Annotated in this window: 18 protein-coding genes and 2 pseudogenes; 3 read left to right on the top strand and 17 right to left on the bottom strand. The window is 67.9% G+C overall.

Translation table 11 applies throughout. The features are described 5' to 3' along the window. Positions 1-488 precede the first annotated feature (488 nt). Together HCJ94_RS19855 and HCJ94_RS19850 are read right to left on the bottom strand one after the other, a co-directional pair. Positions 489-4,085: a caspase, EACC1-associated type gene (locus HCJ94_RS19855; protein ID WP_168002534.1), complete on the bottom strand. Its 3,597-nt coding sequence runs from the start codon at positions 4,083-4,085 to the stop codon at positions 489-491. After that, entirely contained in the window at positions 4,085-4,465 is a 381-nt protein-coding gene (locus HCJ94_RS19850; RefSeq protein WP_168002533.1) for a hypothetical protein, read from the bottom strand. Before HCJ94_RS19850 ends, HCJ94_RS19855 begins: the two co-directional genes overlap by 1 nt. Positions 4,466-5,305: 840 nt before the next feature. Between HCJ94_RS19850 and HCJ94_RS19845 the strand changes: the two genes are divergently transcribed. Then, positions 5,306-5,728, top strand: coding sequence for a hypothetical protein (locus HCJ94_RS19845; RefSeq protein WP_168002532.1), 423 nt, complete (start codon positions 5,306-5,308; stop codon positions 5,726-5,728). A 73-nt stretch (positions 5,729-5,801) separates the two neighbouring features. Here HCJ94_RS19845 and argS read toward each other — a convergent pair. From argS to HCJ94_RS19770, 15 genes and pseudogenes are all read right to left on the bottom strand, one after another. Then, a pseudogene (argS, locus tag HCJ94_RS19840) lies at positions 5,802-6,377 on the bottom strand (arginine--tRNA ligase domain-containing protein); the annotation flags it as partial. A gap of 283 nt (positions 6,378-6,660) precedes the next feature. After that, positions 6,661-7,416: a protein kinase family protein gene (locus HCJ94_RS19835; protein WP_168002531.1), complete on the bottom strand. Its 756-nt coding sequence runs from the start codon at positions 7,414-7,416 to the stop codon at positions 6,661-6,663. Beyond that, positions 7,410-7,654, bottom strand: a pseudogene (locus HCJ94_RS19830) (SitI3 family protein); the annotation flags it as partial. The gene HCJ94_RS19835 and the pseudogene HCJ94_RS19830, both read right to left, overlap by 7 nt. 260 nt (positions 7,655-7,914) lie before the next feature. Continuing rightward, positions 7,915-8,484 (bottom strand): hypothetical protein, encoded by a 570-nt coding sequence (locus tag HCJ94_RS19825; RefSeq protein WP_240944352.1) that lies wholly within the window; start codon positions 8,482-8,484, stop codon positions 7,915-7,917. A gap of 76 nt (positions 8,485-8,560) precedes the next feature. Further along, entirely contained in the window at positions 8,561-8,938 is a 378-nt protein-coding gene (locus HCJ94_RS19820) for a hypothetical protein (RefSeq protein ID WP_240944351.1), read from the bottom strand. Between the two features lie 158 nt (positions 8,939-9,096). Beyond that, the gene (locus HCJ94_RS19815) at positions 9,097-9,546 is read right to left on the bottom strand and encodes a SitI3 family protein (protein ID WP_168002530.1); all 450 of its coding nucleotides are present in this window, start codon (positions 9,544-9,546) and stop codon (positions 9,097-9,099) included. Between the two features lie 12 nt (positions 9,547-9,558). Next, positions 9,559-9,981: a CdiA C-terminal domain-containing protein gene (locus tag HCJ94_RS19810; protein WP_168002617.1), complete on the bottom strand. Its 423-nt coding sequence runs from the start codon at positions 9,979-9,981 to the stop codon at positions 9,559-9,561. Between the two features lie 176 nt (positions 9,982-10,157). Continuing rightward, entirely contained in the window at positions 10,158-10,685 is a 528-nt protein-coding gene (locus HCJ94_RS19805; protein ID WP_168002529.1) for a DUF6244 family protein, read from the bottom strand. 364 nt (positions 10,686-11,049) lie between these two features. Beyond that, complete coding sequence (locus HCJ94_RS19800) at positions 11,050-12,003, bottom strand: FAD-dependent oxidoreductase (RefSeq protein WP_168002528.1); 954 nt, start codon at positions 12,001-12,003, stop codon at positions 11,050-11,052. Between the two features lie 114 nt (positions 12,004-12,117). Continuing rightward, the gene (locus tag HCJ94_RS19795) at positions 12,118-13,035 is read right to left on the bottom strand and encodes an LLM class flavin-dependent oxidoreductase (RefSeq protein WP_168002527.1); all 918 of its coding nucleotides are present in this window, start codon (positions 13,033-13,035) and stop codon (positions 12,118-12,120) included. Further along, positions 13,035-14,093, bottom strand: a complete 1,059-nt coding sequence (locus HCJ94_RS19790; protein ID WP_255481106.1) for a phosphotransferase — start codon at positions 14,091-14,093, stop codon at positions 13,035-13,037. The genes HCJ94_RS19795 and HCJ94_RS19790 overlap by 1 nt, the downstream gene beginning before the upstream one ends. A 12-nt stretch (positions 14,094-14,105) precedes the next feature. Beyond that, entirely contained in the window at positions 14,106-15,164 is a 1,059-nt protein-coding gene (gene trpS, locus HCJ94_RS19785; protein WP_168002525.1) for a tryptophan--tRNA ligase, read from the bottom strand. Positions 15,165-15,195: 31 nt separating this feature from the next. Further along, positions 15,196-16,083: an aminotransferase class I/II-fold pyridoxal phosphate-dependent enzyme gene (locus HCJ94_RS31220; RefSeq protein WP_309227354.1), complete on the bottom strand. Its 888-nt coding sequence runs from the start codon at positions 16,081-16,083 to the stop codon at positions 15,196-15,198. A 1,091-nt stretch (positions 16,084-17,174) separates the two neighbouring features. Next, a complete protein-coding gene (locus HCJ94_RS19775) occupies positions 17,175-18,014 on the bottom strand; it encodes a nucleotidyltransferase domain-containing protein (protein ID WP_168002523.1) in 840 nt (279 codons plus the stop codon). Beyond that, a complete protein-coding gene (locus tag HCJ94_RS19770) occupies positions 18,011-18,640 on the bottom strand; it encodes an HAD family hydrolase (protein WP_168002522.1) in 630 nt (209 codons plus the stop codon). Before HCJ94_RS19770 ends, HCJ94_RS19775 begins: the two co-directional genes overlap by 4 nt. A 261-nt stretch (positions 18,641-18,901) precedes the next feature. On the opposite strand from HCJ94_RS19770, the gene HCJ94_RS19765 reads away from it, so the two are divergent. Then, on the top strand, positions 18,902-20,113 hold the full coding sequence (locus tag HCJ94_RS19765) for an NsdA family TPR-like regulatory protein (RefSeq protein WP_373684361.1): 1,212 nt from the start codon (positions 18,902-18,904) through the stop codon (positions 20,111-20,113). Beyond that, positions 20,110-20,778 (top strand): HAD family hydrolase, encoded by a 669-nt coding sequence (locus HCJ94_RS19760; protein WP_168002520.1) that lies wholly within the window; start codon positions 20,110-20,112, stop codon positions 20,776-20,778. Before HCJ94_RS19765 ends, HCJ94_RS19760 begins: the two co-directional genes overlap by 4 nt. Positions 20,779-20,946 lie beyond the last annotated feature (168 nt).

Raw genomic sequence — 20,946 nt, 5'->3', positions numbered from 1 at the left:
ACGGGAACGGGCCAAGTTGTGCCCGATGTCTTTGGTCGGCGTTATCGCAGCTCAGCGGCGGTGAAGAGTGGGCGGCCAGGGACTCGAACCCTGAACCTATGGATTAAAAGTGCCCAGGAGCGGACAAACGCGCGCTCAGTGTCGCGCGGTGTTGACGGTCTGGACTCCGCGCGCGTCGTCCGGCCGGGTTCGCGCTGGTCCGCGCCCAACCTGCGTGCGTGATGTTGCGGTGGTCGTCCAACGAGGGCACGAATCCGGGGACGGCGTGGTGAATCCGACTGATGCGGGGCGTCGTCCGAGCACCCGTAGAGCACCCACGAGCCGGCGCGGTCCGGCATCGGTGATTCCATCTGGTGGGCCGCAAGCGCCTGGGTCAGCTACCTGCTCTGCCTGGTCGGCTCACCATTCCCGGTTGGCGATCAGTCGCTCACTGTCCGCGTCGGTGAACCGCAATACCCGCCCTCGCGAGCTGCGGTACCGGCTCTGGCCTACCCGCCGTCCTGCGCCTGCTGTTGCCTGCTCAGCTCGCTGAGCAACTCTGCCGCCACCTGCTCCGGCTCGGCCAGGCAGCGCCAGGCAGGCACCCGGTGGACAGGCGTGGAACCACCGATGATGTCGAGTTGGGCGAGGACCTTACGCAGCGCCCGGCCGGCGGGATCACCCGCTGGATCGTCGACGACGACAGTCAGCTCGACATCGTCACGTCGTACCACCAGATCGACAGCGCGCCCGGCCACGGCGACGTCGCGCCGCACGGTGAGGCCGGGGCTTCGAAGGGCACGGTGCAATCGGTCCACCGCCCCGGTCGCGGAGTCCAGCGGAGCGTCGGCGACCTCACGGATCGACGCCAGGGCGGTCAGCAGTCCGCGTTGACCCGACCACCATGACCGGTCACCGATCACGACGAGCTGCGACCGCGCCCTGGTGATGGCGACGTTCCACAAGTTGGTCTCGTGTATCAGCCAACTGCGGGTACGGTCCGGAATGCCGTGTGCCCCCGCCGGTGAGACGACCATGATGTCCCGTTCGCTGCCCTGAAATTTGTGGATCGTGGCGCAGAGCAGGTTGTCGGTGAGGCCGGCGCTGCGAAGGGCTGCCGCCAGCCGACGTTGATGCACGGCCAGTGGCGTGACCACCCCGATCGAGACATCGGGGTACGCGCTGCGCAAGGCCGTAACCTCGGCGACGACCGCGTCGATCTCGGCCTCATTGAACCCAGATCCGGTGACCCCGGGGCTGAACGCCCCAGGCACGTCGCGCCAGCGGAGGGCGGGATCAGCCGCAGCGGCCATTCGGGCCGGATCCGTGAGTACGGTGAGCCGGCCCTGGTAGACCTCCTGGTTGGGTACCTCGATGATGTCCGGGTGGCACCGGTAGTGCTCATCGAGGAGAAGTGCGGTGCCCGACGCGGCGGCGAAAGCGTCGTACGCGGAATGGGCGGTGTAGGTCAGCCGCCGGTTGGTGAGCCAACCGGTGCTCAGACCGGCGCGGGCCCGCTCGGTGACGTCGTCAGGTTCGGGCAGGTCCACGACGGGCGCGAGCTGACGCGGGTCCCCGATGAGCAGGGCGCGCTTCGCCCGATAGAGCATGGGCAGGATCGCGGGGATGGTGCACTGCGCCGCCTCGTCGATCACCACGAGGTCGTACATGGCGGGGCTTCTCTTCAGGCGTCGGGCGGAGAGGGCGGTCACTGCCCAGCCCGGCAGCACCCGCAGCAGTTCCGGGAAGTAGACCCAGCTGTCCGACTGCGGCCTGGACATCTCATCGGCTCGATCCTGGAGCAGGCGTGTGCCCGCAGCTACCCGCCGAGCGATCTGGGCCCGCAACAGGTCGATGCTGAGAGCGGGTCGCTCGGTGCTGATCAGGTCGACCAGTCGCCGCCAGGAACCGTCAGCGTGGGGTAGCTTGGCGAGGCGCTGCTGGCGCTCTCGCCAGCGCAGCTCGATCACCGCCCGCTCGGCGAGCGCCTCGATAGCGTTCCGGCCGACGAGCTGGTACGACCGCAGCCGCCACCGGTACCACCAGCCGAACCACCTGCTGGCGAGCGCTCGATCGGTCAGCTGGACAAGATGCTCCAGCGCGGTGTTGTCGGTCGGCAGCGCGGCCCCACCGGCGTCTGAGTCAGCGTCACGCTCGACGGCGAGGTCCGCGAGGTCGCGTTCGAGCAGCCGCCGCTCGTCCAACTCGGCACGGAGGTCGGCAATCTCGTCAGCGAGCAGTCGCAACTCATGCAGTGGGGTCCGGTCGTCCTGCGTGGCGGGCCGGTCCGTCGGTGGATACGCGGCCAGGATGTCGGCGACGTGTGTGGGCTCCTGCGAACGGTGTTCCTTGTTGCCGGTACGCAGCAGCAGGCCCGGGCCGATCAGGTCAGTCACCCGGTCAAGCACCGAGTCGACGGCCTGGTTGCTCGTGGAGCCGATCAGCACGCTCTGACCGGCTGCGGTGGCGGTGGCGAGCAGGGCGGTGACGAGCTGACTCTTGCCGGTACCCGGCGGCCCCTGGGCCACCGTCAACGGCTGGGACATCGCCGCCTGGATGATCTCTTCCTGCGCCTCGTTCGTCGCGCTCATCGCCACCGTCACGACCGGCGTCGCGGTCGCCTCGTCGGCTCGCCGCGCCAGAGCGCCCAGTGCCGTCCGGTCGATGAGCCGAGGGTTCTTGATCATGCCGCGTAGGTCGTCGACGAGCTGCCGCTGCGGCGACTCGGCGGCGTCGACGGTGTACATGATCGCCGCGTTCTGCACCCCGTTCACCGGTCCCGGCCGGATGGTGCTTGCCAGCATCTTCGGGTCCAGTTCCGTCACCGGGTTCAGCCCGAACGTCTTCACCAGCACCTCGACGGTGGCGGTGAGGGAGGTGGGGTCACCCGGCGCGAATGCCTGTTCGATCCGTTGCAGCAGTTCGTCGCTCTCCACCTCGGAGAGCTGAAACAGGTCGACGAGCGCGGCGCTGGGGCGGGGTGGGAAGGAGGCGTGCAGAACGTCGTCCACGCCGACGGTGACGTCACAAACCAGCAGTGGGGCGAGCCGCACTGGCTTCTGCCGGGCCGGTCGAACGGCGACGACCGGATAGCCGTACTGCAGCTCCTTGCCGCCATCACGGGCCCTGGCGGCGAGTTCGGCTGCCGAACCACTCAGCTTGACGGGCGTCTCCGAGGTGAAGACCGCCTCTGACCCTGGTGGCGCGGCGACATACGACCGGGTCTCGCGAGGATCGATGAGCGACTGCAGCACGGTCGACCGCTGCATACAGTTGATGTAGTAGGTCACGAGGCGGCGCCACTGGTCCGCGTCGAACGGCGCCTCGTCGGCAGGGCTCGACGTGACGGCCGCGACCTGTCTCGCTGCGGCGGCGGATCCTGGTGCCGTCGCCAGTCTGATCGGCTCGGTGACGCCCTCACTCGACTCGACCGGTGTGTGCTGGCGGCGCCGCGCCATCTCGGTCAGGGTGTATCGGGAGAGGTCGTTGCTGGTGATCCAACCGTCGTCGGACGGCCCTTCGGCCGCACCGCGCAGACCCTCGAGGAGCACCTCGGTGAAGACCGACGGGCGATCCGGTCCCTGCGCCTTCGACGCCTTCATGTGCGTGCTTGACGTCAGGATGAAGGTGCCACGTTGACGCTTAAGGCGGCGCGGCTCTTCACGCACCCCACCGCGGAATCGGTTCCGTGCCGTGAACGCGCCGGAGAAGCAGCAGTCGAGGAGGACTACCTTCTGGCTGGCCTTGGTGTCGTTGAGCAGATGGCGCAGGGTGCCGTCGGTGTCCAGCGCGGATGCGTGCAAACTTCCACTGACCGTGTCCGTCGCGGCGAGGAACAGTGATTGCCCGTCGCCGTGTAGCACTCCGTGGCCGGAGTAGTAGAGCAGGGCCAGGTCGTCTCTGCGGCGCGCGCCGTAGAACTCCTCGACGGACTGGCGCAGGTGTTCCGCCGGCAGGTCGAGTTCAGCGCGTACGGTGTCGAACTCGCCGGCACCGTCCAGCAACGTCTTGAGCTGCGCTACGTCGTGATGTACCGACGGAAGGGGCGCGAGCTCACGGTCGACGTGGTAAGTGGCCGTGCCAAGCAGCAGGGCATGCCGTCCCATCAGGGGCGGGCCCGCTCGATCGCGGCCCGTACCGTACTGATCAGTTCATCAATCTGGCCGTGAGTGGGCCGGTCGATCGTCAGCTCGATGTCGCCGATCCGCAGGTGTACCCGGCGCCCGTCGTGGCGTCGGAGGAAGGCCAGAACCACCTCGACCAACGCCTGCACGTAGCCGGGGTCCGTGCCCACCAGCACGGTCACCACACCGATCGCCAGCTCTGCGACGCCTTTGGCATTTGGCTCGACAACCGGGCGTTCGACGCGCTCCACCTCGCCGATCTCGCGGAGTTCGTCCGTCAGATCGTCGGTCAGTTCGCCGAGAACGAACTCGTCGTCGTCGGCAAGCGGTGTGAAATCGATCCGAACGCGGACGCGGGACATCCATCCTCCTGCATGAGCGGTGCTCACCAAACTACGGAAGAAGGTAGACATTGGGTCGCATCTGTCGGCTTGCCGATCGAACACTCCCGCTGTTCGGCCGTTGCTCATGCAAGCGCCATTCTCGCGCGGAGTGCTCGATCCATCAGGGGCGCCTGCGAAGAGGCACGCTGATGGTGGGGAGGTGGCGCTACCGTGCGGGCATGTCCAACGACCTGACCGAGTGCCTGAAGTGCGGGGCGATGGTCGACAACACGTGCGGGGCGATGGTCGACAACACAGCGAAGCACAAGCGGTGGCATGCGGCCTTGGAGCGGATGCTCCCTGGGCTGGAGGCCGAGGCGAAGAAGCCGGTGGCGCCGACGCGGACAAGCCCGCCCCCGCCGAGAGGCGCGCCGAATCGGCAGCCAGGGCTGGGAGGTTTCTAAGCCTCGGGACACCGAACGACCCACCAGGATCGATCCTGGTGGGTCGTTGTTGTGCCTGGAACACCAGCCCGTGTAGGCCCGGAACTAGCCGATCCGCTGACGGTACTGGTGCTTGCACGGCTCAGCCGTGTAAACCAGCTCGTCAACGTCACGGTAGAGGTGGACCGGGCCACCGTAACGAGGCTTCACCGACTGGAGCTCCGGTCCGGAGACGTCGGTGACGATCTGCTTGCATCCGTCCTCTGGGCACTGCTGGCCCGGAACCGGCTTTTCGTTCACATGTATCCCTTCGGCCATGGGTGGGCCGCACCGAGCGTATCTCGGGGCCACCGTGGCGGCGGTCGGGTGAGACCGGCGTAGCGCGCCAGCTCGGCCGGAACGCTGGCGGGCAGCCGACCGGCTACGGTCGGCACCCATGCAGAACGCATCGCTTGTCGTCGCCATCTGCGGCCTGGTGCTCGCCTGCCTGTCTCTCGGCTGGCAGGCCGCGAACTTCGTGCTCGCCGGTGGACGGGTGAAGGTCGAACTCCGGGTCGGGGCCACGGGCAGCCAGGCGATGCTCACCGCAGAGCCAAACAGCTTCAAGCCGGACTGGCTGACCGAGCTGGCTCAGCAGGGCTACCGACAGCCGATCGCCGCCGTCAGGGTGGCGAACGTGGGCCGGCAGCCGGTCACAGTCGAACGGTGGGGCTTCCGGCATCCTGCTGCCGGCACCCTGTTTCCGATGGCCGACTTCATCGGAAAGCCACTGCCGCACCGCCTGGAGGTGGGCCAGTCGGAGACCTGGGCGATGGACCTGGGGCCAGTTGCTCAAGGCCGGAAACGAGATCGCGGCTAAGCGGACGGCGTGGAGAACGCTCTTCGCGCAAGCGGTTGCCTCGGCCGGGTCGCCCGGGATTGTGGCTGTGGTAGTCCAGGTCGCCCATGGACAGCTCCTGCGCCGCCTCGGCCTCGCCCAGGTCGATCAGGTGCTCGATCAGCATGCCGAACGGTGTGCCCCAGTCGACCAGGTGGTTGGCCCGGAGCACCCGGTGCCCGAGCCACTTCAGCAGCCGGGCCGCCGCGTCGCCGATCACCGTCGACCGCAGGTGCCCGACGTGCATCTCCTTCGCCACGTTCGGCGCCGAGTAGTCGACCACAATGGTCTCCGGCTCGGCGGCCACCGGCACCCCGAGCCGCGGGTCGGTGGCCAGCGCGGCAACCAGCCCGGCCAAAGCCTCGTCGGCGACGGTCAGGTTGAGAAAGCCCGGCCCGGAGACCTCCGCCGCGGTGCACAGGTCGGCCAGGTCCGCGCGATCCAGCACCTCGGCGGCGATCGCGCGCGGCGGCCGGCCGAGCCGCCGGGCCAGCGCCAGCGCGGCGTCGGACTGGAAGTCCGCGCGGTGCGAGCGCCGCACGACCGGGTCCACCGGTACGCCGGCCACCGTCTCGAATGCTGGCGCCAGCCTGTCGGTCAGCAGTTGCTCCAGATCCCTGGGTACGCCGATCTCGCTCGGATCCACTTCGCGCGGATCTCCGGACGTTGGATGCGGGCGGACCGAGGACGTTCGGCGGTGACCGGCGGCTCGATCCGCCGGTCGCAGAGAGGAATGCTCAGCGCAGGCGGTCGCGGGACCGCCGGCGTCGCAGCGCCGAACTGGACGTCGGGGGACGTCGTCGGGTACGCGTGCGAGCTGGTCATGGCAGCAGCCTAGCCGGCCGGCCCGGGGGCGCCGCAAGGCCGTTCCCCGGACCGACCGTCATCCAGCCCGGTGTTGCCCACCGCGCGTCTCACGTCGTCAGCGTGGCTCGCCAGGCGGTGACCAGTGTCGTCACGGCGGGGTGTCGATCTCCGGGTGTCGCGCGGGTGGCGTGGGCCACGAGCTGAGCTTGCGCGGGGGAGCCCCGCGAGCCGTGTGGGGAGTCGAGCAGGTGGTGGATGGTGCGGCCGAGGGTGTACACGGTGGTGCGCTGGTCGATGACGGCGCCGCGGACGACCTCTTCCGGGGCCATGTAGCGGTGGGATCCGGGGAGGCGGTCGGCGTCGAGGACGAAGGGGCCGGGTCGGTACTCGTCCAGGTCGATCAGCCACATCTGACGTCTGTCGAAGTCGTAGAGGAAGCAGCCGTCGTACAGGTCGACCGCGACGTAGCCGGCTGCCGTGATGGCCAGGTGCGCGTCGAGGATCCTGGTGATGGCCGCCTCGACGTCCGGGAGGGGTAGCTGCTGGAACCGGACCAGTGCGGTGCGGTCCGAGCCGTGTCTGGTGGCGTGGTTGAGAACTGTGCCGTCGTGCCATGGGTAGACCAGCACTGGCCCGTCGGGGCCGTCGAGGACCTGCTCGGGGCGGATGATCGCCGGATGCTGGACTGCGGTGTGAAACTCGGCGGCCCGGATCAGCGAGAGGCGGGCCTGCGGGGTGGTGGCCTTCTTGACGAACCAGCGGCGCCCGGCATCTTCGACGCCGTAGGACAGGCATCCCGAGTCTTGGGCGTCGAAGACCGTGAACGTGGACGCGAGTGGCAGGTCGGTGTTATCCCTTACCACGGGATGAGGTGATCCACGCCGTGGTGGGCCCACCACTGCGGTCGGTGCTTGCGTAGCGTCCCGTCGACGCGGGTGAGTAACAGCCAGTTGCCGTTGAGCACCAGCGCCGCGTCCTCGGTTCGGTCGGTCAGTACCGGGCCACCGTGGTCACCATGTTCGGCACCCCCTTGTCGGCCATGTCGTCGGTGCGCATGTCGAAGCCGATGTCGACGTACACCTCGGGCTCCCATTCCGCACCCCGACGATCATGAGCACGTAGAGCTCGTCGTCTGCGGCACGGTGGACGGGCAGCAGCCCCGGCCGCGCCGAATCGGCCCAGTGCGCGTGACCCTTGGCGCAGGTCACCCAACCGTCCCGCGTCATGGCGGGCAGGGCCAGCCCTGCGGGCCCGCCCTGCCCGCCTCGTCAGTCGGCTGCTCGCTCACCGCAGTCCCCCGCTCGATGGCGTTACCAGTCCTGTAATTGAGCGCTGTCTCTAGGCCAGTCCGCTTTGACGGGTCAGGTGTCGTGGAGGAAGGACTCGGCCTGGCGTTGGAGGGCCAGGGGAGCGGCAGACCATGCTGGGCTGCGCATCACCTCGCGTAGCTTGACCGCCTTCACGTCTTTGGGGGCGTTCTTACGCAGGCCAACGTGCGGCCAGAGTTGGTTCAGATCGTCGTAGGGGAGGTCCCAGGAGGGGCCGATAGTCGGCTCGGCAGTGCCGCCCGGTTCCTGAGGCGGGACATGAACTTCGTCGGCGGTGGTGGCAGGGGTGACCTCGATGAGGGTGAGACCGAGCCGCTCGACGGTGTCGCGGAGCAGTGTCCGGTGGCCTTCGACGGTGTCGATCGAGGGCGGTTCCCCGTCGAAGAACAGGGTGAACACCCAGCCGGACTCACCGGTGCGCGCGAGGTCCAGGACGAGGCGGGTGCCGGTGTCATCGGCAAAGGAACTGTGCGCCATGCTTTTCACCGCTCCGGGCCCCTCGGTACGAGGGACATCTTCAAGCTGAAGCATGCCGAGCAGTCGCTGTAGCTGGTCGGATGTCAGCTCTCCCCGAGAGAGCACCTGGAGCGCGGGCCAGAGCATGACACGATTCCCTTCTCGGGCTTGACAGCCAGTCACCGGGACAGCACGACAGTACCGTGCAGTTTCAAGATCCGGGTTACGCCTTGGTGGAGGGGCTGCAGCCTGGTCCCAGGTAGATCGGGTTGCTCCAGGCGCGCCGCCCGTGGGTGTCCTCGACCGTGACTCGGCACCATCCACGTCTGAACATCGCCACGGGCAGGGAGCACTCCCTCAGTGCCTCGCCCTGGACCACCTGCGCACCCGGGTCACCTCCGGTGATCAGCACTTTGCGTACGGGTGAGCACCGCACCGTGGTGAAGTCGTCATCGAGCTGGATGTCGTGCAGTTCGGGGCCGGTACTCGAGTAGTAGTGATCGGCTTTGAGGGCGGCGAGGAGCGCCTCCGGGGCGAGGGATTCGGCCCGCAGATTGTCGGTCGTGACGACGGCGCCGGCGGAGGCGTATCGACGGATCATGGCTGGGCGCTTCCCGAGTGAACCGCCCCGGCTCCGGTAGAAACTGTGAATTCCGTATGGCTTCGAGCGCGAGATTGTGGCTGGGCATACGGGGACTCTTGGTAGAGGTGGCCTGAGGACTGGGGTGCCTCGCGAGTCCAAGCCGAGGATGTCGTCTGTCAGACGTGGAGGATGTTGTTGTAGTCCGCGTCGTACCACTCGTCCGCGTTGTGCTTGTGGATGGTCCCCGCGACGCGGGTCAGCATCAGAAAGTCGCCGTTGAAGGTCAGCGCCGCGTCCTCGGTCCGGGCGGCCAGGATCCGGGCGACCGTTGCCAGCATGTGGGGCTTTCCCTTGTCGGTGAGGGTGTCTTTGCGCATGTGGAAGGTAACGTCGACGTAGGCCTCCGGTTCCCACTGCCACAAGGAACCACCGTCATCCTCGGCGCAGTAGTAGCCGTGCCTGCCGCCGGTGATGTCAACGACGTATCCGTAGGCTTCGTTCAGGTCAGCGCTGAGCATCCTGCCGCCGGACAGCGTCGACGTCTCGGTAGATCCGGGGGCAGCCAGGTCCGCTACCTGCTCCAGTGGGATGTCGCCCGCGAGTGTCAGCCGGTACTCGATAGCCATCTGCACTCTCCATCAGTCTCGCCGGACGATCTGAATGATGGCACCGTTGCGCGTTACCGCCGCCAGTTCCTTCAGCCCTGCTATGGGCCAGTCGTCGAACTGCTTGCGCAGGGCGGCGAGGTCTCCTCGCCAGTCGTGGAGGTTCAGTATCACGCGTTGGGTCTGCTCCGTGTCGATCTTCCTAGACACCGCGCTCCAGACAGCGCGGACTGGCACAGGAGGGGTGGGAGCGAAGCAGTCAAAGACGTGCCCCTCGATGAGGAAGTCGGGTGCCTTCTCCGGCTTCCCGCCGTCCCCGGTATCGAGTCGAGCGTCCGCGACCTCCTGTTTCGTGGGGTTCTGGTGGACCCGGTAGCCCTTGGCGGCGACCCTGTCGGCACACTCGTTCTCCAGCTCCAGAGCACGCCGTTCCCGTGGCTTCTCGTTCGGGGAGATGCGGGTCCGCGGTCCGGTAGGCGACCCGCCTGGGACCCCGGTGGGACGCCTGGTCCACGGGGTTCCTGCGTCGTCGTTGTCGGTGAAGGCGGTGCCGTCAAGGGTGGGGGCCAGCGGGGGCGGGCCGCCGGTCGTAGCAGGGGCGGGGCTGGCCGGTGTGGGACCGCCAGCCCCGGTCAGTTTCCCGACGACCCCAACTGTCGTGCTTCGGCGATCGCCGCTTCGACGAGCTGCCGGGCGGTGGCGGAGCGCTGAACGACCAGCACCAGGACCTGCTTGATGCTCTCCAGGGCCTGCAGCAGGGGCCCGGGTTGCCCACCCTGCAGAGCCATGGTGACGAGCTGCTGCGCCTCACCGACCTGAGTGATAGCCCCGACCGTCGCGTCGCGGGCGCTGTCCACGGTGTGCTGCACGGGCGCCAGCCCGGCGATTGTTTCCTGCGGGGTGGCTTCCTGGGGCACCGCCGCGGTGGCCTTCGCCGCCTCACCGATCGCACCAGCGACACCGCGCAGGCTGCCCTGGATCCCCGTGATCGCATTCCGCACCGGGGCCACACCCGCTGCCACGGCCGTGAAGCCAGCACCGGCGGCGCGGAGCGCAACCGCCTGCGCCTGACCGTCGGCAGCGGCTGCCAGCCCCTGAGCGCGTTCGACGCCAGCCGCCAGCGCACGGAGTTCACCGGTGATCTTGCCGATGTGCGACACGCCGCAGCGCCCTCCTACCGGTGGCGGGTGAGGATTGACAAGGTACCCGACGAGCTTCGATGCCTGCGGAGCCACGACTCCTGAACAAGCCTCACCCTGCGATCCGGCGCCGGCAATGACCGCTCCGATAGACCGCTCGATGCACGATGCCCGGCCCCGTCGCGATCGGCTCCGCCTGGGGCCGCGTCCCCGAGTTGACGCGCGGTGGTCCCAGGGCGGTGACCCTGGACGGCGAGAAGGACGTTTTCGGGTTGTGGCCCGGCACCGATGGTGAGGGCGCGAAGTTCTGGATCAGGGGACGGGCTCCTTCCCTGGTTGAGGCTGGCATGACGGCATGCCTTCCCACTCGGAGACGAGTACATCGTCAACAGACGAGTCGCAGTAGGTGCTTCGCGCACCCCCAGGAGAGTGTGAACCCGGCTCCGCCGTGGCCGTAGTTGTGAATCAGCGTGCCGCCATCAAGCCGCTCCCCTTCGACGCGGACGTAAGGTCGTGTGGGGCGGAGGCCGACGCGGTGCTCGATGACGCGGGCGTTTCGGAGGCGGGGCTCTACACTGGCGCAGCGGGCGATGATCGCGGCAGCAACGTTCGGATCGGGCTCTCGGCTCCAGTCGCCGGGCTGGGCGGTACCGCCAAGAACGACCGTCTCGCCGTGCGGGTAGAAGTGCACTAGGTCAGGGGATAGCCCGGTGTCTTCGGAAAAGAATTCGGTGATGCCGGGGTTCTCGACGACGACGAGCTGCCCGCGGATCGGAGTCAGTTCGGGGTCGGGAACGAGACCCTGCGCTCCCATACCCGCGCAGTTGACGACGACCGCTGCGATGCCGGCGGCTTGGTCGAGTGAGTCGATTAGCCGGATCTCGACTTGGCCGCTGGCCGCCGAGAAACGTCGTTCCAGGTAGCCGAGGTAGGTCGGCATGTCGGCCAGCGGCGCGGTGTAGCGCCAACCTGTGGCGAAGCCGTCCGGTAACTCGTCCACGTCGCACATGCGGAACCCGTCGAGTTGGTTGCCCCACTCCGGCGGATCGACAGGCTTGCGGGATGCTTCAACGCCGGGGACGAGGCGCACGCCGGTCTGCGGATCGGTAGCGAGTTCAAGCAACACATCGAGGGTCTGGGCGCTCCAGACGCGTACCCGGTCGACGGGTTCGACGAGGTACGGCCCCCACATCGCGCCGGCGGCGTACGAGGTGGTCTGCTCGGGTGGCTCGGCTGCCCAGATTTTGACCCGTAGTCCGGCTTCGGCGAGGCAGACGGCGGTGGCGAGGCCGGATACGCCGGCGCCGATGACCAGGGCGTCAAGATCGGTGCGGGTCATCGTTTGACCGTAGTGTCAGGCCGGTTGACGCGCGAGCGCGTCGGGTTGCTCCAGGCGCCCGCCCGCCCCGCTCCCTCGACGCAGCCCGTCTCGGTTGGTTGGCCACTGACCTGGCTACGAGCTATCGAGCAGTGCCATCGTGTCGGTGGCCAACTCGAGTTGCTCGTCGTCGTGGACGGCGAAGGGTGCTCCGAACGAGCAGATGACCTGCTCGACGCCGGTGTCGTCCCATCGGCGGAGCTGCTGGGCCACTTCTGTCGGTGTGCCGACCAGGCGGGGCTGCGACCACTGGCGTAGCGAGATAGTGGTCAGCGCGTCTCCGGGTGCCCAGCGCTGCAGCCTGCGCCATCGTCTCTCAAGGTCGTCGTTGTCGCGTCCGATGAGTGTGGTCAGGCCGAGGGACCGGCGGACTGTCGCGGGATCGCGCCCGCCTCGGTGACAGGCTTGCCGCAAGAGCGCATCCCGGTGCTGGTACTCGGCCATCGTGGTGTCCCAGGCTGTGTTCCAGCCGTCCGCCGTCGCGGCCACCTCGAGCAGCTTGGGGCGTTTTCCGGCAACCCAGACTGGCACACCGGGCGCCTGCTGTTGGAGGAGGTGGACAGTGTCCGCGAGCGACGCCAGTCGCTGCCCTGCCGGCGGGAAGGCAAGGCCGTTCGCTCGGTATTCCGATTCATTCCATCCGGCTCCGAGGGCGACGTCGAGCCGTCCGGCCGCGAACCCGTGCACCGTCGCCGCCATACGTGCGAGCAGGTTGGGATTCCGGAACCCGACAGGTGTCGCCAGCGAGCCGATGCGGACGCGGGTCGTCGTCGCCGCTATCGCTGCCAGCAGGGTCCAACACTCGGCCGGCTGTTGTCTTTGCTCCAGTCGACCTGCGGCCGCGACATCGACCCAGAAGTGGTCCGAGACCCACACCTGCTGAAAGCCCGCGTCCTCGGCGAGTCTGGCGTACTCGATCGCGCGGCGGGCGATGGAGGGCTGTGGCGTCGGGAACGAGAACGGGTAGTGCGGCAAGGCCAGTCCGAGTCGCATCACGCCGCCGCCCGTATCGACGAGGCGAGCAACCGCATGGCTGGATGACGTGCGTGATCGCCCATGGTGAGCCGGACGCACTCGCCGAGCAGCGGTGCGATGAGATGACGCCGCCCGGTCAGCGCCGCACGCGGGATCTCCCGGAGAAGAAGGAGCGCGACGTACCGGGCCACGTCGCTGAGATCTTGCTCCGCTTGGGCAGGCGTCGTCATCTGCCGGAACGCTTCGGCCGCCGGATCCGCAAACTGGCGCAACCGGGGCGTTCCACCGATGACGTAGTCCAGCAGGACCCCGTCGGGTGTCGCTGTGGCTGTGCCGGAGGCGTGGTCCATGAGGTCGCGGACGTACCAGCCGCCCAGCAGGTGGCTGATCATCATGCGCCAGTCGTGGTGGTCGCCGGACCATTCCCAGTCCACGAGGTACCACGTCCCGTCGGCGGCGACCAGCACGTTGCCGGCGTGCGGATCGCCGTGACAGGTGACGCGGAAGTCGGGTCTGCCTACGCCGAGGAGTCGTCCGAAAGCACGGGACCACGACATCGAGTCGCGTCTGTTGATCACGAGATTCGACCACTGTGACGGTGGTCCGAGTTCTCCGGTGAGCGCGTCTTCCAGACCTTGATGGCCGCGCCTGCACCGCAGATCGTGCTTGCGGGTGGCGTTGGCGGGATCGAAGCCGGGCTGTGCGGTTGACCGCCACACCGTGACGAGAGCAGCGACTACGTCCCGCCAGACGGCATGAAGCCCCGGTGTCGGCCCGAGGCGGTCGATGGCTTCGTCGAGGCTCCACACGGCGGGCGCCGCTGTGACGATGACGTCGAGCCCGGCCTCGGTGGCGGTGCCGAGCACCACCGGGGTGTGCGAGGCGAAGTGCTGCGCTACGAGGTCGTGCCGCTTGACCTGGACGGTGGAGCTGACCCGTGGGTTACGGGTGACCTTCGTGGCGACAGTCGTGCCGCCGGGTTGCCGCAGGAGGAACACCGCGGCGCCCGAGGTTCCCGACCTGATCGTGCGCAGCAGGAAGCTGCCGGCCTGCCGGCCGGCTTCGTGGCGACTCATGAGGGTCCTCTTCTACGCGGTACTGGCTGCGGGTTTCCGGGACCGTTCCGCCTTACGGCGAATCTGCGTGTAGACACCGGTGAGACCCATCGCCTTGCGCGCCTCGAACACGGTCTGCTGCACCACCCGCCGGGTGCGTTCTGTGCCTTCCACGATCAGTTCGTCGACCAGGCCCTTGTCGGCCTCGAAGCGGGCGCGCCGCTCGCGCATGGGATCGAGGAACGCGTTCAACGCGGCGGCGAGATTCTCCTTGACCTCGACGTCACCGACCTTGCCCTCTCGGTAGCGGCTCTTGAGGTCGTCGACCTCGGCCCGGTTCGGGTTGAAGACGTCGTGGTACATGAACACCGGGTTGCCCTCGACCGTGCCGGGCACGTCCGCGCGGATCCGGTTCGGGTCGGTGTACATGCCCATCACCTTGCGGCGGACTTCGGCTGGCTCGTCGGACAGGGCGATGGCGTTGCCGAGGCTCTTGCTCATCTTGGCCCGGCCGTCGGTACCGACCAGGGTGGGCGTCTCGGCGCTGACCAGTTCGGGGACGGGGAAGACGTCGCCGTAGAGGTGGTTGAAGCGGCGGGCGATCTCCCTGGTGACCTCGACGTGTGCGGCGTTGTCCTTGCCTACGGGGACCATGTGGGCCTTGACGCAGAGGATGTCGGCGGCCTGCAGGACCGGGTAGCCGAGCAGCCCGTACGGCATCTCCTCCTTGCCGGCATCGCGGGCCATGTCCTTGAGCGAGGGCACCCGCTCCAGGCGCGGCACCGTGACGAGGTTCTGGAAGAGGGTGTTGAGGTCTCCGACCTCCTGGATCGCCGACTGCAGGTAGAAGGTGGCGCTGTCGGGGTCGATCCCGGCGGCGAGGGAGTCGACGACCATGTCGCGGGCGTTCTGGGTGGCCTTGGCGATGTCGTCGCGGGTGTTCTTGGTGGTCAGCATGTGCAGGTCGGCGAGGATGAAGTAGCTCTCATACTTTCGGTGCAGCTTCACCCGGTTGGCGATGCTGCCGACATAGTGGCCGAGGTGCAGTTTCCCGGTGGGACGGTCACCGGTGAGCATCCGCTGAGCGGTCATGACGAAGAGGGCCTTTCACGGGTGTGACGGGTCAACGAAGGTCGCGCAGGGCGCGCACCAACGAGGCGACGGTCGCCTCGTCGATGAGATGGACCTGGATCATCGTTGGAAGTCGCCATCGTGAGCCGTCACGGAACCGCAGCCCGCAGGCACGTAGCAGGGCGAGGACCTGGTCGCGCCGGCCCCCGAGCTCGATCAGAAGGAAGCTCGCGTCCGACTGGGCGTACCCGATGCGCAGTCGGTCGAGTTCGGCGGTCAGCGTCGCGTAGGCCCGCCGGTTGGCGGCGATGGTGCGCCGAAGATTCCGGTCATCGCGCAGGGACGCGTGTGCTGCCGTGGCGGCCAGCGCGCTGACGGCGTACGGAAGCCGGTGACGACGCAGCCGGTCGGCGTAGCCGGAGTTGGTGATCGCGTAGCCGACTCGGGCACCGAGCAGGCAATGCGCCTTGGACAGTGACCGGCACACCACCAGCTCGTCGCGCTCCTCGAGGAGCCGCGGCGTCAGCGCGAGGGGACGTGCCATGAACTCACCGTAGACGTTGTCGATGATCAGCTTCGCCCCGCCGGGCAGTCGAGGGACGACTGCGGCGAGTAAGTCCGACAACGGTACCGAGATGCCGGAGACGGTGTGCGGGATATCCACCACCATCGCGGCGTGGTCACTCGTCAGTGTGGCTCCCAGTGCGGCGAGGTCATGTCGCAGAGAGTCGCCGTCCCACTCGACCTCGTCGAAGCGCAATCCGTTTCTGGCGGCGAGCTGTGCGTACAGCTCGAATGTGGGGGTCGTCGCGAGCACGGCCCGGCCGGCTGGGGCCTGCTCGCGCATGATCCAGTCGAGGATTTCGGTCGTGCCGTGACCGACCACGACCTGTTTCGGCGCGACCCCGGCGTACCTGGCAATTTCGGCCTCCAGGTCCATCGGCTCCCGGCTCGGTGGCCGGTACAAGGTGGGAGCGACGTTGGCGACCGCCGCCGACACGGCGGGACTCGTGCCAACGCGAGTGAGCGCGGCCTGTCGAGCGTCGCCTTGAATGCTCGAGATCACCTCATCGAGGTGCTCGGCCTTGCACTGCCCGCACAGCACCTCGCCGGCTCGGCATCGACGCGCCGTGGCGGTCGCCCGTTCGGGTGCGGACAGCAACTCGATGACCTCGAAGGTCGGGCAGTCGTCGGGATTGCCACCATATTGACGTTGCTCCTCGGCGCAGGCCCGGCCGCCGGTTACCGCTGCCATGAACTTGTCCCGGACCGTGTCCGAACGATCGCCGAGAAGGATCGTGGAGGCCGGTTCGTGGATGCTGGCCCTGCCACCGCGGCGCCGCAGGTTCGGAATCAGTCGTCGGTAGGCCACGTACGGCGTCGGTGCCGCCAGGCGGCGCGCCACCGTCCTCATCAGCGCCGTGTGCGTCATCTGACCGGCGTCGACCAGCGCGACCGACCCTCCCAGCCTCAGCTCGTATAGGAAGAAGCTCATCATCGTGATCGCGTCCCGCAGCAGGCTCAGCCTCGTATCGCCGGACCAGCCATAGAGCTGCCGCATCCGGCGCAACACCAGCCCGGACAGCACATCGTCCTCAAAGGCCCGAACCTCGGCCGTGTCGAGGTCGATGAAGCGAGCGGGCTCGTGTCCGCCGAATTGCCTCACACGTTTCGCCAAGAGCTCGACAATCGCTGCGGAGGCCGTCGTGCGGGTTCGCCGGCCGATGAAGGTCACGGAGTGGCCCTTCTCCTGCAGCCAGGCGATGTCCCGCGCGAGACTGAGATGGCCGAGGTGCAGTCGACTTCCGGCGATGCCAACGCGCACGTCCGCCCGGTCGTCACCAACCACGCTCAAGGCCCGGCTTGCCGGCTGCCAGGCCCAGATGGTCCGGCCCGCTAAATTGCCGATCACCGGTGGCAGGCCCTCGGAAGCAGGAATGAGCAACTGGAGCCCGAAGCGTCGTGCCCTGTCGGCGTGCTCGGCTGCCACCAGGGCATTGCGGGTTGCGTGCCACTCGGTGAGCAACGCGCTCATCGGACGGCCCGCCCACGGGAGATCCGCTGAAGCGACTCGTACACCCGCTGCCGCTGTCCAACCGTGGCGTGTTGACGTGCTTTGTCCCGGTAGAGGTCGGGGAAACGGAAGTCGCTGCCGTGGCAGACCGCGCCGAACGCCCAGAAGCGGGCCGCCGCGATGGCTCGTTCATGCCGGAGGTCCCCGATCGTCGCCTGCCCGGAGTAGGTGTACCGGCCATCTGACGCGCAATCAATCATTCGCGCCTGTTCGTAGGCGTCGACGACCACCTGCGCCTGCCGTCGCCACAGCGGTGACGCCAGCACGGGCCCCGCCAGGACTCGGGCGACGTAGCTGTCGAAGTCCGGATAGAGGTCGAGGAACGCCAGGTAGGAGTCGGCGAGGATTTGGTGGCGGGTCCTGGTGATCGCGTCGATCCTGCCGGCCACGTCGGCGGCCAGTGGAGCCAAGAATCGCGCCACGCTCGTCAACAGTTCCGTAGCGTAGTCAGCCGGGGTGCAGACGAACGGACTGAACAGCTTCAACGCGAAGTAGCCGCCGTACGCGCGGTCCTGGCCATCGCGGCATAAGGCGGACCGCGACAGGGAGTAGACGGTCACTGGCGCGTCACGGTAGGTGGCGTCAACGCGGGTCGGTGGAACCTCGTCGTGGCGGTGGAGCATCAATACGTCGAAGTCGCTGGTCGCGGTCGTAACCCCGGTGACCCGGCTGCCGTAGAAGACCCAGACCCGATCCTCGGCCGGGACGCTGTCCGTCGCTGCGCTCAGAGTGTCGATGAGTCGAGGGATCTCGTCGAGGAAGCTTCCCGCCGCGAGATCACGGTATGGTCCGCTCACCGGGCCCTCCGCGTTTGCGCCGCGAGCCACCCATCGACGGTGGCGGTCCAGGAGCCGGACGGGTCGGCCTGCACGCCGTCGACCCCCAAGTTCCTGAACGCCTCGACGTTGACCTTCTTGTCATCGACATACAGGAGACAGTCACCGGGTGACGCCTGCTCGAGAATCTGGATGTAGGCCGAGGGATTCGGCTTGACCGCACCGGTCTGACTGGAGATGAAGATCCGATGGGTGAGACGGTGAAGACCGGCCGCCTGCAACGCGGGTACCAGCCATTCGTGACGGTGGTTGGACAACAGCCAGATCTGCGCCGACCTTGACCAACTGGGTAGGCGGGAGACGGCTGGCAAGGGCGCCATCGCCGAACGCAACAGCACAGGCCAGGTCGGCGACGGCTGCCCGACGCCGCACGCTGCGGCGAACGCCGGCCAGAACGCGGACTCGTCGAGTCGGCCGGACCACAACGCGTCCCGGAAGTAGTGGCGAAAGAGTGCTTCGACTCGGTCGGAGGAGGTGCCCGCTTCCTCGGCGACGGCCCGGAACAGGGGTGCCGTCGGCTCCGCCAGCAGAACTCCGCAGACGTCCAGGACCAGGACGGGCCGTGGCCGGAAATCCTCGTAGTCCACGGTCGGCCCGTACCTCTGGCTGTTCGCGCAGCGCGTGTCCTCCTGCAACTGAGAGGCACCGAGGCGGGCGGGTTCGGCTCCGCAGGCCGGGGGAAAGGTCCGCGTGCTCTCCGGCACCCGCCCCGGTGCCGGCTTCGGTGTCGCCGCCATCGATGCGGATTGCTGTGCGGCATCGAGCTTGGTCGGTACGGTGTGTGCGTCGGAAGCCACAGCGCGTAGGCCCACGGTGGCCTACGCCGGGGCACTGGTCAGGGGGACCGGGTGGACGGTGAGACTTTCGGGCAGGTGTTGCGCAGGCTCCGCCAGGAGCGACGCTTGTCGCTCCGGAAGATGCAGCTGCTGACCAGTTATGACTTCACGTACCTCGGGCAGGTCGAGCGAGGTGAGAAGCCGGGTTCGATGGAACTCGCTGAAGTGTGCGACCGCGCACTCGGCGTGGACGGCCTGCTCGTGAAGGCATACGGTCGGGTGTCAGCGGCCCGACCTGGGAACCAGGAGGATGAGATGCGCCGGCGGACTGCGATCAAGGCGATGGCGGCTTCCCCGCTCGCGTTCGTCGATCAGACTGGAGCGGTCCCGGAGCTTCAGGTCAGCCGACTCGAACGCAGCGCGGAGATATACCGGCACCTCTATCACGGGTCGGGGAAACCTGGCGATCTGCTCAGCCTGGCGCGCGATCACCTCGACGCTGCGGTCGACGTCATGCGGCAACTGCCCGACGGAAGCCTCAAGCGCCGGGTCCTGCGCACCCGCAGTGAAGTCGCCACGCTTGCCGGCCGACTGACGTTTTTCGACCTGCAGCGGGCGGCCGACGCGCGGGGCTACTTCGGGCTTGCCCACGAAGCGGCCATCCAGGTGGGGGACGACCTCCTCGCCGCCGCCGCGCTCGGCCATCTCGCCTTCGTGCCGGCGGCCGAGCACAACACGTCAGCCGCCATCAGCTATCTCGCCGGCGCCGCTGATCACGCCCGACGCAGTGGGGTGCCGCTCATCGAGTCATGGATCGCGGCGGTGGAGTCCGAGGTGCTGGGACCGGCGAACGCGGCCGGAACGCTGCGTGCTCTGGACCAAGCCACCGCACTGCTGTCGCGACCCGCTGACGCGGCACCGCCGGCCTGGTTCGACTACTACTCGGCGGACCGCCTCGACGGATTCCGCGGTCGGGCGTTCCTCCAACTCGGTCGGCCCGAGGAGGCCCGATTCGCCCTGGCAGGAGCACTACGTGGACTCGGTCCCGGGGCGGTCAAGCAGAAGGCGGTGTTCCTCATCGACATAGCGAGCTCTTATCTCGACGACCAGCCGCAGCTGGACCAGGCATGTGACCTCGCCGGGGACGCCGCCGCAACGCTGGCGATGGCCGGATACGCAACCGCGAGCACCCGCCTTCAGGAGTTCCGTGCCCGGCTAAGGCCGTGGGACGATGCGACCGTCGTAGCTGACCTTGACGAGCGATTGGGTGCGTTGACCGCATGACCGTCCAGAACTCTGTCTCACGGCGAATTCGCGCTGTCTACTTCGATGTGGGCGAGACGCTGATCGACGAGTCCACCGAGTACGGCACCTGGGCGGACTGGCTGGGTGTCCCCCGGCACACGTTCTCAGCGGTCTTCGGGCAGGTCATCGCGCAGGGACGCGACTACCGGGAGGTCTTCCAGCACTTCCAGCCCGGATTCGACCTCACGCTGGAGCGGCAACGCCGGGCCGAAGCCGGATTGGCGGAGCACTTCAACGGCCGCGACCTCTACCCGGACGTCCGGGAATGCCTCACCAACCTGAAGGCCGACGGCTACTTCGTCGGCGTGGCGGGCAACCAGACCGCCCGTGCCGGCCGGCTGCTGCGCGAGCTGAACCTGGGTGTGGATCTGGTTGCGACGTCGGACGACTGGGGTGCGGAAAAGCCAACCCCTGAATTCTTCGCCAAGCTGATCGAGTCGGCGGGGTGCGCGCCCGAGGAGATCGCGTACGTCGGCGACCGCCTCGACAACGATATTCTTCCTGCGCTTGACGCTGGCCTGACGACCGTATTCATCCGGCGTGGCCCGTGGGGTTACTTCTACGCCACCCGTCCAGAAGTAAGGCGAGCGCACATCCGCATCAATAGTCTCCAGGAGCTTCCGCAGCGGCTTCTTGACATTTAGCGAGCCCCGGGGTGAGTTGGCGGTGACCGCCGAGGAGTCAGCAGAGCGTCCGCGTTGACGCGGCCGGCCGGAGCGGATGGCGCGGCACACGGACGACCGGGCGGCAGCACTGTCGCGGCGGGTAAGGGCCAAAGTGCCGGCTCAGCCGCGCCGCTGCGGTTGGCCTAA

The organism is Micromonospora thermarum (assembly GCF_012034245.1).
In the GTDB taxonomy this organism is placed as follows: domain Bacteria; phylum Actinomycetota; class Actinomycetes; order Mycobacteriales; family Micromonosporaceae; genus Micromonospora; species Micromonospora thermarum.
Note: the sequence above shows the minus strand (reverse complement) of the source record. Positions and strands in the feature narration are given on the sequence as shown.

Excerpts from the sequence above, each read along its gene's own strand:
- HCJ94_RS19855 (WP_168002534.1), bottom strand. The coding sequence starts at position 4,085 with ATGGGACGGCATGCCCTGCTGCTTGGCACGGCCACTTACCACGTCGAC.
- HCJ94_RS19850 (WP_168002533.1), bottom strand. The coding sequence starts at position 4,465 with ATGTCCCGCGTCCGCGTTCGGATCGATTTCACACCGCTTGCCGACGAC.
- HCJ94_RS19845 (WP_168002532.1), top strand. The coding sequence starts at position 5,306 with ATGCAGAACGCATCGCTTGTCGTCGCCATCTGCGGCCTGGTGCTCGCC.
- HCJ94_RS19825 (WP_240944352.1), bottom strand. The coding sequence starts at position 8,484 with ATGCTCTGGCCCGCGCTCCAGGTGCTCTCTCGGGGAGAGCTGACATCC.
- HCJ94_RS19820 (WP_240944351.1), bottom strand. The coding sequence starts at position 8,938 with ATGATCCGTCGATACGCCTCCGCCGGCGCCGTCGTCACGACCGACAAT.
- HCJ94_RS19815 (WP_168002530.1), bottom strand. The coding sequence starts at position 9,546 with ATGGCTATCGAGTACCGGCTGACACTCGCGGGCGACATCCCACTGGAG.
- HCJ94_RS19800 (WP_168002528.1), bottom strand. The coding sequence starts at position 12,003 with ATGACCCGCACCGATCTTGACGCCCTGGTCATCGGCGCCGGCGTATCC.
- HCJ94_RS19795 (WP_168002527.1), bottom strand. The coding sequence starts at position 13,035 with ATGCGACTCGGACTGGCCTTGCCGCACTACCCGTTCTCGTTCCCGACG.
- HCJ94_RS19790 (WP_255481106.1), bottom strand. The coding sequence starts at position 14,093 with ATGAGTCGCCACGAAGCCGGCCGGCAGGCCGGCAGCTTCCTGCTGCGC.
- trpS (WP_168002525.1), bottom strand. The coding sequence starts at position 15,164 with ATGACCGCTCAGCGGATGCTCACCGGTGACCGTCCCACCGGGAAACTG.
- HCJ94_RS31220 (WP_309227354.1), bottom strand. The coding sequence starts at position 16,083 with ATGGACCTGGAGGCCGAAATTGCCAGGTACGCCGGGGTCGCGCCGAAA.
- HCJ94_RS19760 (WP_168002520.1), top strand. The coding sequence starts at position 20,110 with ATGACCGTCCAGAACTCTGTCTCACGGCGAATTCGCGCTGTCTACTTC.